This window comes from Cellulosimicrobium sp. TH-20, assembly GCF_002105775.1.
Taxonomy (GTDB): domain Bacteria; phylum Actinomycetota; class Actinomycetes; order Actinomycetales; family Cellulomonadaceae; genus Cellulosimicrobium; species Cellulosimicrobium funkei.
The window spans coordinates 210,551-227,416 of the sequence record NZ_CP020857.1; the positions used below are offsets into that span (position 1 = coordinate 210,551).

Here is a 16,866-nt window from a genome sequence, read left to right on the forward strand (position 1 = left end):
GGCCGAGTGACGTGGCACGTCGACGCCGCAGCAACCCCCCGGACCGCCTCGGCGGCCGGGCGCAGGGTGCTACTGCCACGATCGATGGAGGAGGACTCTCATGAGCGACCAGTCCCAGCAGGCGTCGGCACCCCGGCCGGCACCCCCCGAGGCGCGTCCCGCCGTCGGCTACGCCGGCGACCTCACCCCGCAGCAGGCGTGGGACCTGCTCGCGCACGACGAGCGCGCCGTGCTCGTGGACGTCCGCACCGAGGGCGAGTGGCGCACCATCGGCGTGCCCGACGCCACGGAGCTCGGCCGCGACGTCCTGTTCGACGAGTGGGTGACCCCGGCGGGCCCCAACCCGCGGTTCCTCGACCGGCTCGTCGAGGCGGGCCTGACCCCCGGCGACGAGCGTCCCGTCGTGTTCCTGTGCCGCTCGGGCCAGCGGTCGATCGGCGCGGCGCGCGCGGCCACGGCCGCCGGGCTCGGGCCGTCGTACAACGTGCTCGAGGGCTTCGAGGGCGCCCAGGGGTTCTCGGGCCTGCGGGACGTCGAGGGCTGGAAGGTCCGCGGGCTGCCCACCACGACGTTCGACGAGGCCGCCCGGTGAGCGCGGTCGTGCCCGGCGGCTCCGGCCGCAAGCCCCTGCCCGCGAGCGCCCGCCCCGCGACGCTCGCCGTGCGCGGCGGCCACGCGCGCACCGAGTTCCAGGAGACGTCCGAGGCGCTGTTCCTCACGCAGGGCTACACGTACGACCGTGCGGCGGACGCCGAGGCCGCGTTCAAGGGAGAGCTCGACCGGTTCGTCTACTCGCGCTACGGCAACCCGACCGTGCACACGTTCGAGGAGCGCCTGCGCCTCCTGGAGGGCGCGGAGGCGTGCTACGCGACGGCGTCCGGCATGTCCGCCGTGTTCACGGCGCTCGCCGCGCTGGTGCGGTCCGGGTCGCGCATCGTCGCGGCGCGCGCGCTGTTCGGGTCGAGCCTCGTCATCTTCGACGAGATCTTCGCGAAGTGGGGTGTGCGGACGGACTACGTCGACGGCCACGTGCTGTCGCAGTGGGAGGAGGCGCTGTCCACCCCCGCGGACGTCGTGTTCTTCGAGACGCCGTCCAACCCCATGCAGGACATCGTCGACGCGCGGCGCGTGAGCGAGCTCGCGCACGCCGCCGGCGCGGTCGTCGTGCTCGACAACGTCTTCGCGACGCCGCTGCTGCAGCGGCCGCTCGAGCTCGGGGCCGACGTCGTCGTCTACTCGGCGACCAAGCACATCGACGGGCAGGGCCGCGTGCTCGGCGGCGCGATCCTCGGGACGGAGGAGTACGTCACCGGTCCCGTGCAGACGTTCATCCGCAACACCGGGCCGTCGCTCTCGGCGTTCAACGCGTGGGTGCTGCTCAAGGGCCTCGAGACGCTGCCCGTGCGCGTCGCTGCGCAGAACGCCGCCGCGGCGCAGGTCGCGGAGGCACTGGAGCAGTTCCCCGGGATCGGCCGCGTGCGCTACCCGTTCCTCGCCTCGCACCCGCAGCGCGAGCTCGCGCGGTCGCAGCAGAGCGGCGGCGGGACCGTCGTGACGTTCGACCTCGCCGTGCCCGAGGGCACCGACCCCGAGACGGCGAAGAAGCGTGCGTTCACATTCCTCGACGCGCTCCAGGTCGTCGACATCTCGAACAACCTCGGCGACGCGAAGTCCCTCGTCACGCACCCGGCCACCACGACCCACCGCAAGCTCGGCCCCGAGGGCCGCGCCGCGGTCGGCATCGCGGAGACGACCGTGCGCCTGTCGGTGGGCCTGGAAGACCCGCAAGACATCATCGAGGACGTCGCCCAGGCGCTGAACTCCTGACCCCCGCCTCCCGCCGAGCAGGCGGTATCGGTTCGTCCCGGCGCCGGGACGAACCACGACCGCCTGCTCGGCGGGCAGAAGGGGCGTGGTCGACCCGGGTAAGTCGCTCTAGCCTGACCCGGGTGACCGCCTACGTCCGCCCGCCGATCCTCCGCCAGGTGTTCCACGACGCCGACGGGGTGCCGTTCGAGTACGGCAGGCGCTGGGACCATCTCGACGGGCCGCCCGAGGACACGTACTCCGTGGACTCCCACCCGGAGCGGTTCGCGCCGCTCGCCGGCGTCGCCGACGCGCTCGTGCGGCACCTCGCGGCGACGTACGCCGTCACGGTCGAGGACGTCGACCTGCGCGGCGTCGACCTGGCGTCGCACACCGCGGTCGGGCCCGCGCACCCCGTGCTCGCGGGGGTCCGGAACGTCGGTCCGGACGCCGTGCGGGCGGTGCGCGTCACGCCCGCGTCCGACGACGCCGCGGCGCTGGCCCTCGTCGTGACGGACTACCCGGGAGTCGTGGTGCGCGCCGGGGTGCTGCACGAGGACACGTTCCCGTCGTGCGGGTGCGACGCGTGCGACGACACGGCGGCGGGCGCAGCAGAGGCGCTCGAGGACCTCGTGCTGGGGGTGGCGGCGGGCCGGTTCTCGGAGGCTGTGCGGCGGGCGCTCCCCGGTCGTCACGAGTGGTGGGTGGCGCACCGCCTCGACGAGCCCGACGGCGGGTACTCCGCGGGCGAGGGCCGCACCCGGCTGGCGCGCGGCGTCGGGCAGCAGGCAAGACGGCGCCTCGCCACCCTCCCGGGCGGGCTCTGGCAGCCCTGGCCCGCCGCGGACTGAAACCCTCGCGCCGCGAAGGCGGACTCGCGTCGTCCGGGGACCGGAACGGGCCGCCACCGCGCGCTCGGCGGCCGGGCGCGCCTGATCGAAAGACGTGGCTCGTCGCCCGGGGTGCGGCCTACGGTCGTCGGGTGCCCGACGCCGTCTTCGACGACCCCCGCCTCGCCGCTCTCTACGACCCGCTCGCCCCGGACCGGTCCGACCTCGACGCCTACGTCGCGATCGTCGACGAGCTGGGCGCGCGCCGAGTGCTCGACGTCGGGTGCGGCACCGGGACGTTCGCGTGCCTGCTCGCGCAGCGCGGCGTCGAGGTGGTGGGCCTCGACCCGGCGGGTGCGTCGCTCGACGTCGCCCGCACGAAGCCGGGCGCCGAGCGCGTGCGCTGGCTGCACGGCGACGCGACGACCCTCCCCCCGCTCCAGGTCGACCTCGCGACGATGACGGCGAACGTCGCCCAGGTGTTCCTCACCGACGACGCGTGGGCCGCGACGCTGCGGGGCGTCCACGACGCGCTCGTGCCGGGCGGGTGGCTGGTGCTCGAGACCCGTGTCCCCGCCCGTCGGGCCTGGGAGGGGTGGGTCCGCGAGGCGACGGTCACGCGCGTGGAGGTGCCCGACGTCGGCCCGGTCGAGTCCTGGACCGACCTCACCGACGTGTCGCTCCCCTTCGTGTCCTTCCACGACACGACCGTGCTGCCCGACGGCACCACGCTCCACTCCGACTCGACGCTGCGCTTCCGGGAGCGCGAGGAGGTCGAGACGTCGCTCGTGGCGTGCGGGTTCGAGGTCGTGGACGTCCGGGACGCGCCCGACCGCCCGGGTCGCGAGTGGGTCTTCGTGGCGCGGCGCGGCTGAACCGCGCAGCGCTCCCGCGCGCGTCAGCCGCGACGGTCGCCCAGCACGACGACGTCCTCCGGGCGTCCGCCCGACCGTGCGACGTGCGACCGGACCGCGTCCAACTCCTCCGGGAGCAGGAGGAAGGTCACCGACGTCCCGGTGTCGTTCACATCCCAGAGCAGCGTCCCGTCCTCGTCGAAGCCCGAGCCGCAGATCGTGAAGGGGGCGACGGCGAGGGCGAGGTCGAGCTCGCGGTCGTCGCGCGGGTCGAGCTCGAGCGAGATCGGGGGCTCCCAGCCGAAACGCCGGGCCAGGTGTCCGCGTCGTGCGCGGCGCAGCTCGTCCAAGGCGTGCACCGCGTCCGTCGCGTCCGGTGGCCACGGCTCGTCGGAGTACACGTCGACCTGGAGCCGTGCCACCCGGTCGCGCAGCGCCTGGAGCGCGCCGCGGCACGCGGCCGCGACGGTGCCCGGCGCGGCGCCGTCGGCGATCGTGCACAGCACGGCCGTCGTCCTCCGCTGCCGCATCGGGCCTCCCTCGGGTGCCGGTCCCGCCGCGGCCTCCGCGCGCGTGGGGTGCGGACACCGTAGTCCCCGGTCCGCCTGTGGACGGCGGTTCGACGGTGTGGGTCGCACCTCGTAGATTCCTCGTAGCGCACGGCCACGGGCCGGGCGCGTGATCACGCCGCCACCACCGACAGGGGTCCTCTTGCTGCACGTGCACCGCTCCGAGCGTGCCGAGGCGCTCGTGGCGCCGCTCGCCGCCGTGCTCGCGGAGGTCCCGGCGGACCCGTTCACGCCGGACGTCGTGGCGGTCCCGACGCGCGGGGTGGAGCGGTGGCTCGCGCAGCGGCTCTCGCACCACCTGGGCGCGGGCGAGACGGCGGGGATCTGCGCGAACGTGGACTTCCGGGGCCCGCGACGGCTCGTCGAGCAGGTCGTGGCCGACCTCACGGACATCGACCCCGACGACGACCCGTGGCGGCCCGAGCGGCTCGCGTGGTCGGTGCTCGAGGTGCTCGACGCGCACCTCGCCGAGCCGTGGGCGGCGCCGCTCGCGCGCTACGTCGGCGACCCGGGCGACGAGGTGCGGCGGGGCCGGCGGCTCACGCTCGCGCGACGGCTCGCCGACCTCCTGGTCGACTACGCCCGGCAGCGGCCCGAGGTCGTGCTCGCGTGGTCGGCCCCGGTCGCGGGGGCCGCCGTCGCGCCGGACGACCTCGCGTGGCAGCCCGAGCTGTGGCGCCGCCTGGTGGAGCGCGTCCCGGCGACGGACCCGGCGCGGCGCGTGACGGAGGCGGTCGCGGCGCTGCGTGCGGACCCGGCGGCCGTCGACCTGCCGCCGCGGTTGTCCGTGTTCGGGCCCACGCGGCTCCCCGAGGACGAGCTCCGGGTCCTGCGCGCGCTCGCCGAGCACCGCGACGTCCACCTGTGGCTCGTGCACCCCTCGCCGGCGCTGTGGGCGACGGTCGCCGAGTCCGCCGGCGACCCCTCCACGAGCGGCGCGGAGCCGGGCTCGGACCACGCGGGCGCGCCCGTCCGGCGTCGCGCGGACCTGCCGACGTTCGCGCGCCACCCGTTCCTCGCGTCCACAGGCCGGGACACGGTCGAGCTGCAGCTCCGGCTGGCCGCGGGCGAGGCGCGCGAGACCCACCACGCGGCCGCGCCCCCGCCACCGACCCTGCTCGGCGCGCTGCAGTCCGCGCTGCGGGCCGACGCACCGGACGGCGCCCACGTACTGGACCCGGCGGACCGCTCCGTGCAGGTGCTCGCGTGCCACGGGCGCGCCCGGCAGGTCGAGGTGCTGCGCGAGACGCTCGTCGGTCTGTTCTCCGCCGACCCGACGCTCCAGGCGCGCGACGTGATCGTCCTGTGCCCCGACGTCGAGACGTTCGCGCCGCTCGTCACCGCGACCTTCGGCGCCGTCCCCGAGCTCGGCGACGACGCGCACCCGGGCCAGCGGCTGCGGGTCAGCCTCGCGGACCGCGGCGCCGGGACCACCAACCCCGTGCTCGCGCTGCTCGCCACGCTGCTGCGCCTCGCGGACGGCCGCGTCACGGCGTCCGAGGTGCTCGACCTCGCGGCGAGCGGCCCGGTCCGCCGCCGGTTCCGCTTCTCCGACGACGACGTCGACCGCCTGCGGCAGTGGGCCGTCGAGGCGGGGGTCCACTGGGGCGAGGACGGCGAGCGGCGTGCCCGCTTCGGGATCGACGAGCACGTGCGGCAGGGCACGTGGGACGCGGCGCTCGACCGCATCCTGCTCGGCGCCGCGATGGCCGACGAGGACGCCCGGTTCGTCGGGCCCGCGCTCCCGCTGGACGACGTCGGCTCGACGGACGTGGACCTCGCGGGCCGGCTCGCGGAGCTCGTCGCGCGGCTCACGGAGATCCTGCGCGGCCTCGACGGCGTGCACCCGCTCGCGCACTGGCTCGACACCCTCGACCGCGCGCTCACGCTCCTGGCGGAGGCGCCGCCGACGGAGGCGTGGCAGATCGGCTCCGCACGCCGCGTGCTGGGCGACGTGCGGGCGGCGGGTGCCGCGCACGGCGGCGTCGCGCTGCGGCTCGCGGACGTGCGGGCGCTGCTCGACGACCGCCTGGCCGGGCGCCCGACGCGCGCCGGGTTCCGCACGGGCGCGCTCACCGTGTGCTCGCTCGAGCCGATGCGCTCGGTGCCGCACCGGGTCGTGTGCCTCCTCGGGCTCGACGACGGCGTGTTCCCCCGCACCGCCGCGCCCGCGGGCGACGACCTGCTCGCCCGGCACCCCGAGATCGGCGAGCGCGACGCGCGCAGCGAGGACCGGCAGATCTTCCTCGACGCCGTCGCCGCGGCGGGCGACCACCTCGTCGTCGTGCACACGGGGGCCGACGAGCGCACCGGGGCGCCGCGCCCGCCCGCGGTCCCCGTGGCGGAGCTGCTCGACGCGCTGGACCGGGTGGCCACCACGGCCGACGGGCGCCCCGCGCGCGAGCACGTCGTCGTGCAGCACCCGCTCCAGACGGTCGACGAGCGGAACTTCACGCCGGGCGCGCTCGGCGTCCCCGGACCGTTCAGCCATGACGACGCGGCGTTCGCCGGGGCCCGCCAGGCGCGCCAGAAGCGCGAGCCGGTCGGGGCCCTCGTCGGCGCACCGCTCTCGCTGCCGACCGGTGCCACGGCCGGCCCTGCGGAAGAGCAGGGGATGCCCGCGGCGGCGGGGGGCCGCCCCGACGTCGAGCTCGACGACCTAGTCCGCCTGCTCGAGAACGCACCCCGCTGGTTCGCGCAGCACACGCTCGACGTGGGTCTCGTGCTGGAGGAGGAGGACGTCGAGGACCGGCTGCCCCTCTCCCTCACGGGGCTCGCGGGCTGGGGCGTGGGCGACCGCGTGCTGCGGGCCGCGCTCGCGGGCGTCGACCCGAACCGCGCGATGCAGGCCGAGTGGCGGCGCGGCCAGGTCCCGCCGCGCGAGCTCGGCCGGTCGGCGCTCCAGGAGGTCGTCCGGGCCGTGGGGCCGCTCCGGGTCGCGGCCGTCGAGGCCGCGCGCGAGGCCGACGTCGCGGCCGGTCGTCCCGTGAGCCAGGACGTGCTGAGCTCCGCCGAGACGGTCGACGTGCGTGCCACCCTCCCGGACGGCGGCACGGTCGTCGGCAGCGTGCCGGGCGTGCACGGCGCGCGCGTGGTGCGCACGGAGTACTCGCGGCTCGGACCGAAGCACCGGCTGCGCGCCTGGGTGCAGGCGCTCGCGCTGCGCGTGAGCGACCCGGACCGCCCGTGGGACGCCGTCGCGATCGGCCGGTCCCCCCGCGGCCCGGGCGTCGCGTGGTCGACGCTCACGCCGCCCGACCGCGACACGGCGGCCGCCGTGCTGGCCGACCTCGTGGCCCTGCGCGACGAGGCTGCCCGCGAGCCCCTGCCGCTGCTGCCCGAGGTCGCGCTCCGCTACGCCGAGGAGCGGCGCACCACCGACGCGCGCGACGCCCTGATGCGCGTCGGGTGGGCGTGGAACAAGGGCTTCGAGCGCAAGGACCCGTACGTCGTGCTCGCGTGGGGCCAGGACCCCGCGCTCCCCGACCTCGCGGGCCACGCGACGACCGCCGACCTGGGCCGCTTCCCCGACGACCCGACCCGCCTCGGCGCGCTCGCGCGCCGGGTGTGGGACCCCCTGCTGGAGCACGAGCTGCGAGGTGCGCGATGAGCGGCCCGACGTCCGCACCCGCCACGCCCGCCGTGGCGTCCGGACCGGCGGTGCCCGGACCCGTCGCGGGGAGCCCGCGGCGCTTCGACCCGTTCGGCGACCTGCCGCGCGGGACGGTCGTGCTCGAGGCGAGCGCCGGCACGGGCAAGACGCACACCATCGCGACCCTCACGACGCGCTACGTCGCCGAGGGCGTGGCGGCGCTGCCCGAGATCATGCTCGTGACGTTCGGCCGGGCCGCGACGTCGGAGCTGCGCGACCGCGTGCGCGAGCGCCTCGTCGCGACCGAGCGCGCGCTGCGCGGCTCCGACCCGGCGCACAGCACCGACGAGCTCGTCGCGTTCCTCGCCGCGGTCGACGCCGACGAGCTCGCCCGCCGTCGCGAGCGCCTGCGCGTCGCGCTGTCCCAGCTCGACGCCGCGACGATCACGACGACGCACGGGTTCTGCCAGCAGATGCTCACCGCGCTCGGGACGGCGGCCGACGTCGACCTCGCGACGAGCTTCCTGCCCGACGTGGCCGACCTCGTTGAGGAGGTCACGGACGACCTGTACGTGCGGCGGTTCGCCGACCAGAGCGAGCCGATCCTCTCGCCGCGCGACGTGCGCGCGGTCGCCCGCGCGGCGGTGAGCGACCACGGGGCGGTGGTCGCGCCGTCGGACGCGGCCGAGGGCTCGGTGGCCGCGGCGCGGTACGAGGTCGCCGTCGCCGCGCGCCGCGAGGTGGAGGCGCGCAAGCGCGCGATGCACCTGCTCGACTACGACGACCTCCTCGTCCTGCTGCGCCGCGCCCTCACCGACCCGGAGCACGGTGCGACGGCGACGCAGCGCGTCCGGTCGAGGTTCCGCGTCGTCATGGTGGACGAGTTCCAGGACACGGACCCCGAGCAGTGGGCGATCCTGCGCACCGCGTTCCACGGGCGGCCCGACGAGAGCAGCGCGCTCGTCCTCATCGGGGACCCCAAGCAGGCGATCTACGCGTTCCGCGGCGCGGACGTCGTGACGTACCTGGAGGCCGTCGAGGACGCGACGGACACCGCGACGCTCAGCACGAGCTGGCGCAGCGACGGCCCGCTCCTCGCGGGCCTGCACGCGCTGCTCGGCGAGACGGCGCTCGGCGACCCGCGCATCGTCGTGCGCCCGGTCGACGCGGCGCACCCCGAGGCACGGTTCTCCGGCGGCGCGCCGGTGCGACTGCGGCAGGTGACGCGCCGCGCCTACCGGCTGGGCGCCTCGTCGGCGCCGTCGGCCCCGGACGCGCGCGGCCTGCTCGCGAAGGACGTCGCGGCCGACGTCGCGAGCCGCCTCGGCACCGCGTCCGGCGGCGGCGACCGCGTGCGCGACGACGCCGGCGGGGCGGCAGGCGACGCGGTGCGCTGGCGCCCGCTCGAGCCGCGCGACGTCGCCGTGCTGACGCGCACGAACGCGCAGGCCGAGGCGGTGCGCTCGGCGCTCGTCGCGCTGGGTGTGCCGGCGGTCGTCTCGGGGCCGTCGAGCGTGTTCGGGTCGGCCGCGGCGCAGGACTGGCTCACGCTCCTCGCGGCGCTGGAGCAGCCGGGCCTCCACCGGCGCGCGACGGCGCTCGCCCTCACCCCGTTCGTCGGCTGGGACGCGCAGCGCCTCGCGACGGCGGACGACGCGGACCACGACGAGCTCGGCGACACGGTCCGGGCCTGGGCGCACCTGCTCGCCGACCGGGGCGTGGCCGCGGTCGCGGAGGTCGCCGCACGGCGGGGGGCGACGGCGCGTGTCATGGCGCGCGCCGATGGCGAGCGCTACCTCACCGACCTGCGCCACGTCACGCAGGCGCTGCACGAGGCCGCGACGACCGAGGGGCTCGGCACGGCCGCGCTCACGGCCTGGCTCCGGACCCGGATCGCGGAGGTCGGGACGGTCTTCACCGACGAGCGCACCCGCCGTCTCGAGACCGACGCCGCCGCCGTGCAGGTCGTCACCGTGCACGCCGCGAAGGGCCTCGAGTTCGGCGTCGTCTACGTCCCGTTCGGGTGGGAGCGGTTCGAGCCCGACGACCAGGAGCTGTTCGCGTTCCACGACGACCACGGGCAGCGCGTGCTGCACCTCGGCGGGGTCGGCTCCCCCGGGTTCGTGGACGCCAAGGCGCGCTGGCGCGACGAGGAGCTGGGCGAGGACCTGCGCCTGCTGTACGTGGCGCTCACCCGAGCTCGGCACCAGGTGGTCGTGCACTGGACCCCCACGAAGCGCAGCACGGGATCGGGACCGCTCACCCGCCTCCTGCTCGCCGACCGGATGCTCGGCGGCGAGCCCGGGCGCCACGCGCGGCCCGACGCGATGCGCGACGACGCCGTCCGGTCCGCGTTCGAGGCCGTCGCGGCGCGGTCGGGCGGGAGGGTCGTCGTCGAGCAGGTCGACGCGCGGCCGAAGGGCGAGCGCTGGTCGCCCGGCACCCGGTCGGGCACGGACCTCGCGCTCGCGACCGCTGCCCACCTCCCGGACCGCGACTGGCGTCGGGCCTCGTACTCGGCCCTGACCGCGGCCGCGCACCACGGCCCGGTCGGCGGGATCGAGAGCGAGCCCGAGGACCCGGGCGTGCAGGACGAGCCCGAGGAGACCACCGACGACGACACCGCCGCGCCCTCGGCCTCGACCTCGGCCCCGCGCCCCGGCGCGGACGTGCCGTCCCCGTACGAGGGCCAGCCGGGCGGCACCGCGTTCGGCACGCTCGTGCACGAGATCCTCGAGTACGTCGACACCGCGGCCGACGACCTGGACGCCGAGGTGCGCGCCCGCTGCGCGCAGGCGGCGACGGTGCGTGTGCCGGGCGTCGAGCCCGTCGCGCTCGCGACGGCGCTCGGCCTGTCGCTGCGCACGCCGCTCGGCCCGATCGCGGGCGGGCTCACGCTCGCCGACGTCGACCCGCGCGACCGGCTGCCCGAGCTCGAGTTCGAGCTCCCGCTCGCCGGGGGCGACGAGACGGAGGGCGTGCGCCCCGCGACGCTGCGCGACCTCGCGGACGTCCTGCGGGCGCACCTGCCCGCCGACGACGCGTTCGCGCGCTACCCCGACCTGCTCGCGTCGCTGGCCGACGAGTCCGAGACCGGCACGGGCACCGGTGGCGTCCCGCTGCGCGGCTACCTCACGGGCTCGATCGACGCCGTGCTGCGCGTGCCAACCCCGGGTCCCGACGGCGCTCCGGGCAGGGATCCGGGCGGCCGCCGCCGGTACCTCGTCGTCGACTACAAGACGAACCGCGTCGGGCCGCCCGGGGTCCCCCTCGCCGTGGGCGACTACCACCCCGACGCCATGCGCGACGCGATGCTCGCCTCGCACTACCCGCTGCAGCTCGTGCTCTACCTCGTCGCGCTCCACCGCTACCTGCGGTGGCGCGTGCGCGACTACGACCCGGACCGCGACCTCGCCGGCGGGGCGTACCTGTTCGTGCGCGGCATGGCCGGCCCGGACACGCCCCGCGGCCCCGACGGCACCCCGTACGGCGTCGTCGCCTGGAGCCCGCCGCCCGGGCTCGTCGTCGCGCTGTCCGCCCTGCTCGACGGAGGTCGCGCATGACCACGACCACTCCCGGGTCGGCGCTCCGGCCCACCGCTCCTCCTGCGGGCGACGCGGTCGACGAGGGCGACCCGCGGCTCGCCGTCGGCGTGCCGGCGGGCCTGGCGCCGTTCAACGTCGCGCGCGTGGTCTCTGCCGCCGACGTGCGCGTCGCGCTGCGGCTCGGCCGGCTCACGGGCGAGCACGACGACCGGGTGCTGCTCGCCGTCGCGCTCGCCGTCCGTGCCGTGCGCAGCGGCTCCGTGTGCGTGCGCCTCGACGACCTCGGCTCCCTGGCGCTGCCCGAGGACGAGGAGGCCGCCCGGACCGATGCCGCCGACCTGCCGTGGCCGGACCGCACCGCGTGGGTCGACGCCGTCGCGCGCAGCCCGCTCGTCGCCGTCGGGGTCGAGGGCGCACCCGACCGGCCCGCGCGCTGGGTCGGGGGCGCGCTGTACCTCGACCGCTACTGGCGCGACGAGCTCGCGGTCCGGCACGACGTCGACGGCCGGCTCGCGGCGCCCGACCTGCCGGTCGACGCCGACCGCCTCGACGCCGCGCTGGCCCGCCTCTTCCCCGCGGCGGAGGACACGCGCCAGCGGCTCGCCGCCGCGCACGCCGCCACGCGCCGGCTCACCGTCCTCACGGGTGGCCCCGGCACCGGCAAGACGACGACGGTCGCGCGGCTGCTCGCCGTCCTGCACGACGCCGTCCCGCACGACGCTGCCCGCCCCGCGGCCGCGGCGGCGCCCGCTCCGTCGCGCGCGGGGGCGAACGCCCCGGCCGACCAGGGCACGGCCCTGCGTGTCGCGCTCGCCGCCCCGACCGGGAAGGCGGCCGCACGGCTCCAGGAGGCGGTGCGCGAGGTCGTCGCCGGGTTCGGGGACGCGGCCGACCGCGCGCGCGTCGGGACGCCCGTCGCGACGACGCTGCACCGCCTCCTCGGGTACCGGCCGGGCAGCAGCACCCGGTTCCGCCACGACGCGCACCACCACCTGCCGCACGACGTCGTCGTCGTCGACGAGACGTCGATGGTCGCGCTGCCGCTCATGGCGCGGCTGCTCGAGGCGCTGCGGCCCGACGCGCGGCTCGTGCTCGTCGGGGACCCGGACCAGCTCGCCTCGGTGGAGGCCGGTGCCGTGCTCGGCGACCTCGTGCACCGCGAGCCCGTCACGCCGCCGGCCACCGCACCGGTCGTGCTCGCGGCGGCCGAGACCGCGCTGGCCGACGCGCCGCCGCCCGCGGACGGCGAGGTCGACGACCGGGCGGTGCTCGGCAACGGCGTCGTCCGTCTGCGCACCGTCCACCGGCAGGACCGCGACTCGGAGATCCTGCCGCTCGCCGCCGCGATCCGGGCCGAGGACGCGGAGGCGACGCTCGCCCTGCTGCGCGCGGGGCACGGGTCCGTGGAGTTCCTCGAGACGCCCGACGACGAGCCCGACGACGCGGCGCTGGCCGCGGTCCGCGCGGACGCCGTCGCCGCGGGGACCCTGCTCGTCGAGGCCGCGCGCGCCGGGGACGCGGCCGCCGCGCTCGAGGCGCTCGCGCGGCACCGCGTCATGGTGGCGCACCGGCGCGGGCCCGCGGGGCGCGGCCGGTGGGCGGCGCAGGTCGAGGCGTGGGTCGAGGAGGCGACCGGCCACCACGCGACCGACTCCCCGTGGGTCGCCGGGCGGCCGCTGCTCGTCACGACGAACGACGCCGAGGTCGGCCTCTACAACGGTGACACCGGCGTGCTCGTCGCGGAGCCCTCGGGCGGGGTCGTCGCCGTGTTCGGGGACCCGCGCGCGCCGCTGCGCGTGCGCACGCACCGGCTGCCGCCCGTGGAGACCGTGCACGCCATGACGGTCCACCGCGCGCAGGGCAGCCAGTTCGACCGGGTCACGCTCGTCCTGCCGCCCGCGACCTCGCCGCTGCTCACGCGCGAGCTCCTGTACACGGCGGTGACGCGCGCGCAGTCGTTCGTGCGCGTCGTCGGCTCCGAGGACGCCGTACGCACCGCGGTGACGAGCCCGGTTCACCGGGCGAGCGGGCTGCGGACTCCGCTGCCCGGCGGTCAGTCCTCGGTGCGCTCCGCCTGATCCCGCTCGCGCAGCTCCTTGAGGCGGCCCCAGGGCACGAGCACGATCCAGGCGACGGACGCGACGGCGGCGCCCATGATCATCGAGGGGACGTCCATGGCGACCATCCTGGCAGGCGTGCACGGTCGCCCCGGGGAATGAGGCACGGGGGTGGCCGGTTGGCACCAGAGTGAGCACCCAGACCCCCCGCCTGTCCGTCCTCGACCTCGTGCCCGTCCGCTCGGGCCAGTCCAGCACCCAGGCGGTGCGAGCGTCGCTCGACCTGGTCCGCCTCGCCGACCGGCTCGGCTTCGAGCGCTACTGGTTCGCCGAGCACCACAACATGCCCGCGGTCGCGGCCTCGACCCCGCCCGTGATGATCGCCGCGGCGGCGTCGGTGACGGACCGGATCCGCGTCGGCTCGGGCGGCGTCATGCTGCCCAACCACGCGCCGCTCGTCGTGGCCGAGCAGTTCGCCGCGCTCGAGGCGATCGCGCCGGGGCGGGTCGACCTGGGCCTCGGCCGCGCGCCCGGTTCCGACCCGGTCGTCACGCAGCTCCTGCGCATCACCGGCCCGACGGCCGACGTCGACCGCTTCCCCCAGCACGTCACGGACATCCTCGCGCTCATGAGCCCGCAGGGCGCGACGCTGCGCCTCACGAGCGGGCAGGTCTACGACGTGCACGCGACGCCCGCCGCGGACGGCACCCCGACGGTCTGGCTGCTCGGGTCGAGCGACTACTCCGCGCGCCTCGCCGCCGAGCTCGGCCTGCCCTACGTGTTCGCGAACCACTTCTCGGGCCAGGGCATCGACGAGATCCTCGCCCTGTACCGCGAGGGCTACCGCCCGAGCGAGGCGTTCCCCGAGCCCCGCACGTTCCTCACCCTCAACGCCGTCGTCGCGGAGACCGACGACGAGGCGCGCGCCCGGGCCCTCCCCCAGGCCCGCATGATGGCGCGCCTGCGCACCGGGCAGGCGCTCACCGCGCTGGAGACCGTCGAGGAGGCGCAGGCCGCGCCGCTCGACGGTGCGGCCGGGGAGATGGTCGAGGACAGCCTGCGCCGCTGGGCCGTCGGGACGCCCGACGCCGCGGCGGCCGAGGTCCGTCGGCTCGCCGAGCGGCACGGCGTGGACGAGGTCATGGTCGTGCCCGTCGCCGCGTCCCGTGCGGACGAGGCGCTCGACGCGACGCCGGGCCGCGCGCGCACGCTCGAGCTCCTCGCGGAAGAGCTCGCCGCCTGACCCGGAACCGCCGAGCACGACGAGATTCTCCCGCCAGCGGGTACTTGCCACGCCGGGCGACTCAGTCGTCCTGCCCTACGCAAACACGACGGCGGACGCCGCCTACGACGGACACGACTGCTGACACCTTCAAGACCAACCATCGCGGTCCGGTGATGTTTGGCAGCACCGGACCGCGATGCTCGCTCTCCCCACCGTCTCAGGTGCACACCGGCACGACGACGTCCCGCGCGACCTCCTGGGTCGCTCTCCCCGGGCCGGTCGCTGTGACGGTCACGGGCACGTCCGCCCCCGTCTCCACACCGCGCACGGCGAACGACTGGTACGCGTGCGCACCGGCCGCCACCGCGGCGAAGGTCTTCTCCCCCGCGCCGGTGACGAGCGCGACGGCGACCACGCCGTCGGACACGTTGCGGGCGCGGACCGCGACGTACGGCGCCCCGGCGAGGCACCGCGCGGACGTCTCGACCTCGACGAGCGGCGCTGTCGGCTCGCCGACGACCTCGCCGTCCACGGTGAGCGTGCCGTCGGCGTTCACGACGACGTCCGCCGCCATGGCGGCCGCAAGGTCGAGGCGCTGCCACTCGGCCGCGCCCGCGACATCGAGCGCGTAGCCCGAGTCGAGCGCGGTCGCCGCGAGGACGAGCCGCCGCTGGTCGCCGGTGAGGTCGGGGAACGCCGTGCGCAGCAGGTCCTCGGCGCCCGCGGGCACCTGGATCTCCCGGCCCACCTCCCCGACCCGCGGGAACCCGTACGTGAGGCGCTGGTCATAGACCGCGAGCGCCTGGTCCGTCGCCAGGTACGGCACCTGGTCCTCGGCGCACACGGCGATCTCGTCGCCGCACGCCCGCTCCAGCACGGTGACGAGCTCGGTGCGCGCCTGTTCGAGGAGCACGCGGAACGCGGGGTCGGACCACCGGAGCTGCGCGATGTTCTGCCCGGCCATGCGGCCGCCCATGACGTCGAGCGGGTAGTGGAAGCCGAGCACGAGGCGGTTGTCGCCGTACTCGGACGCGCGCGCGAGGATCTGCGGCGCGAGCTCCGGCAGGAGGGTGGCGAGCACGGTGCCCTGCGCGTAGCCGTGGTTGGTGTGCCCGCTGGGGAACGAGCCGTTGTTGCGCAGCCCCTCGTAGCTGCCGGACGTCTCGAAGGCGTTGACGTGACCGCCGGCGGACGTGAAGCCGAGCCGGACGAACGGCCGCTTGTAGTCGTACGCGGCCTTCGCGGGCTCGTGGTTGCCGACCGACTTCTCGACGCGCCCGGACAGCAGGGCCTTCGTCTTGGGGAGGCGGCCGTCGGCGAGCGCGTCGCGGTAGATCGGCCCCAGCTCGCTGCCGAGCGCGTCCGCCATGGTCTCGTACGCCGAGCCGCGCCCGTCGGTCAGTGCACGCTGGACCTGCGGGTCCCCGGCGACGTAGGCGTTGTTGCGCGCGAGCGAGCCGAGGTCGTTGGCACTCGTGGGCTGGCCGGGCTCGTTGGGCGAGAGGATCTCGGGGTGGTTCGCCCGCAGGTCGGCGAACCCGCGCAGAGTCCAGGTGAACCAGTCCTGCCCGGTCGGGGCCGACGGCGTCGCGTCGGACGCGTAGGTCCGGTCGAGGACCTCCTGCGGGAACGGCATCGACGGGTCGTCGGTGGTGGAGAGCGCGAGGGAGAAGAAGACGTCCGAGCTCGTCTCGTTGCACTGGTGGATCTCGACCGCGATCGTGTTCTTGCCCGCGACGAGCACGTCGGCCGGGATGACGAGAGTCTCGCGCAGCGGCGCGGTCGCGCCGGCCTTGTCCTGGTACTGGAGGTTCCGGGTGATCATCGAGTCGCCCCAGCCCGCGACACGCTCGCCGTTGACGTAGACGGTGGCGGAGTCGTCGTAGACGAGCGTCCCGCGCAGGCCGGTGATCTCGTCGAGCGTCGCCTCGTCGAGGGTCACGGTCGTGCGGAAGAAGTAGGCGGGCACGACGACCTTGGGCGTCTGCGTGATCCAGTAGTCGAGCAGGGTCGTGATGGTGTGGCCGCCGCCGATGCCGCTCGCGGTCCCGTTGACCGCGCCGAAGCCCGGCCGGCCGGTCTTCCACGCGGCGTCGTCGAACGCCGGGTCGGCCCACACGGTCCGGTCCGCGTTCCCCGCAGCGGGGTCGGTGTTGTCGTCCAGGTAGCGCCAGGTCGTGCCGGCGCCGACCACCTCGGTCGGTGTCGACGCCTCCGCGGCGCGCGCCGCCGGCGCCTGGAGCGCCGCGGCGAGCAGGAGCGCGAGCGTCGTGAGCGCCGCCAGCAGGGCGAGCGGCGCTGTGGTCCGGCGGTCGCGGGGTCGCGGGGCCGGGTACGTCGTCGTACCGGTCATGGGTCGTCCCTCTCGTCGTTGTCGGTCGTGCGTCG

11 protein-coding genes are annotated in these 16,866 nt (G+C 76.4%); 8 read left to right on the forward strand and 3 right to left on the reverse strand.

Features of this window, described 5'->3' with window-relative positions:
• Window positions 1-100 precede the first annotated feature (100 nt).
• From B8281_RS00975 to B8281_RS00990, 4 genes are all read left to right on the forward strand, one after another.
• Window positions 101-592 carry a rhodanese-like domain-containing protein gene (locus B8281_RS00975; RefSeq protein WP_085386624.1) on the forward strand — a complete coding sequence of 164 codons (492 nt, stop codon included), beginning with the start codon at window positions 101-103 and terminating at the stop codon, window positions 590-592.
• Window positions 589-1,827 (forward strand): O-succinylhomoserine sulfhydrylase, encoded by a 1,239-nt coding sequence (locus B8281_RS00980; RefSeq protein ID WP_085386625.1) that lies wholly within the window; start codon window positions 589-591, stop codon window positions 1,825-1,827. The genes B8281_RS00975 and B8281_RS00980 overlap by 4 nt, the downstream gene beginning before the upstream one ends.
• Window positions 1,828-1,949: 122 nt before the next feature.
• Window positions 1,950-2,657 (forward strand): DUF6226 family protein, encoded by a 708-nt coding sequence (locus B8281_RS00985; protein ID WP_043654506.1) that lies wholly within the window; start codon window positions 1,950-1,952, stop codon window positions 2,655-2,657.
• 131 nt (window positions 2,658-2,788) lie between these two features.
• The gene (locus tag B8281_RS00990) at window positions 2,789-3,511 is read left to right on the forward strand and encodes a class I SAM-dependent methyltransferase (protein WP_043654508.1); all 723 of its coding nucleotides are present in this window, start codon (window positions 2,789-2,791) and stop codon (window positions 3,509-3,511) included.
• A gap of 23 nt (window positions 3,512-3,534) precedes the next feature.
• Here the strand turns inward: B8281_RS00990 and B8281_RS00995 are convergent, their stop codons facing one another.
• Window positions 3,535-4,020: a hypothetical protein gene (locus B8281_RS00995; protein ID WP_144721450.1), complete on the reverse strand. Its 486-nt coding sequence runs from the start codon at window positions 4,018-4,020 to the stop codon at window positions 3,535-3,537.
• 190 nt (window positions 4,021-4,210) lie between these two features.
• Here B8281_RS00995 and recC point away from each other — a divergent pair, with 190 nt between their 5' ends.
• The 3 genes from recC to recD are packed head-to-tail and all read left to right on the forward strand — an operon-like array spanning window position 4,211 to window position 13,274.
• On the forward strand, window positions 4,211-7,669 hold the full coding sequence (gene recC / locus B8281_RS01000; protein ID WP_232322749.1) for an exodeoxyribonuclease V subunit gamma: 3,459 nt from the start codon (window positions 4,211-4,213) through the stop codon (window positions 7,667-7,669).
• Window positions 7,666-11,214 (forward strand): UvrD-helicase domain-containing protein, encoded by a 3,549-nt coding sequence (locus tag B8281_RS01005; RefSeq protein ID WP_085386627.1) that lies wholly within the window; start codon window positions 7,666-7,668, stop codon window positions 11,212-11,214. Before recC ends, B8281_RS01005 begins: the two co-directional genes overlap by 4 nt.
• The gene (gene recD / locus B8281_RS01010; protein WP_085386628.1) at window positions 11,211-13,274 is read left to right on the forward strand and encodes an exodeoxyribonuclease V subunit alpha; all 2,064 of its coding nucleotides are present in this window, start codon (window positions 11,211-11,213) and stop codon (window positions 13,272-13,274) included. Before B8281_RS01005 ends, recD begins: the two co-directional genes overlap by 4 nt.
• Here the strand turns inward: recD and B8281_RS19940 are convergent.
• Window positions 13,250-13,372 (reverse strand): hypothetical protein, encoded by a 123-nt coding sequence (locus B8281_RS19940; protein WP_021483523.1) that lies wholly within the window; start codon window positions 13,370-13,372, stop codon window positions 13,250-13,252. The genes recD and B8281_RS19940 overlap by 25 nt on opposite strands.
• Before the next feature lie 71 nt (window positions 13,373-13,443).
• Between B8281_RS19940 and B8281_RS01015 the strand changes: the two genes are divergently transcribed.
• Complete coding sequence (locus tag B8281_RS01015) at window positions 13,444-14,496, forward strand: LLM class flavin-dependent oxidoreductase (protein WP_085386629.1); 1,053 nt, start codon at window positions 13,444-13,446, stop codon at window positions 14,494-14,496.
• A 199-nt stretch (window positions 14,497-14,695) separates the two neighbouring features.
• Here the strand turns inward: B8281_RS01015 and B8281_RS01020 are convergent, their stop codons facing one another.
• On the reverse strand, window positions 14,696-16,831 hold the full coding sequence (locus tag B8281_RS01020; RefSeq protein ID WP_085386630.1) for a phosphatase PAP2 family protein: 2,136 nt from the start codon (window positions 16,829-16,831) through the stop codon (window positions 14,696-14,698).
• Window positions 16,832-16,866 lie beyond the last annotated feature (35 nt).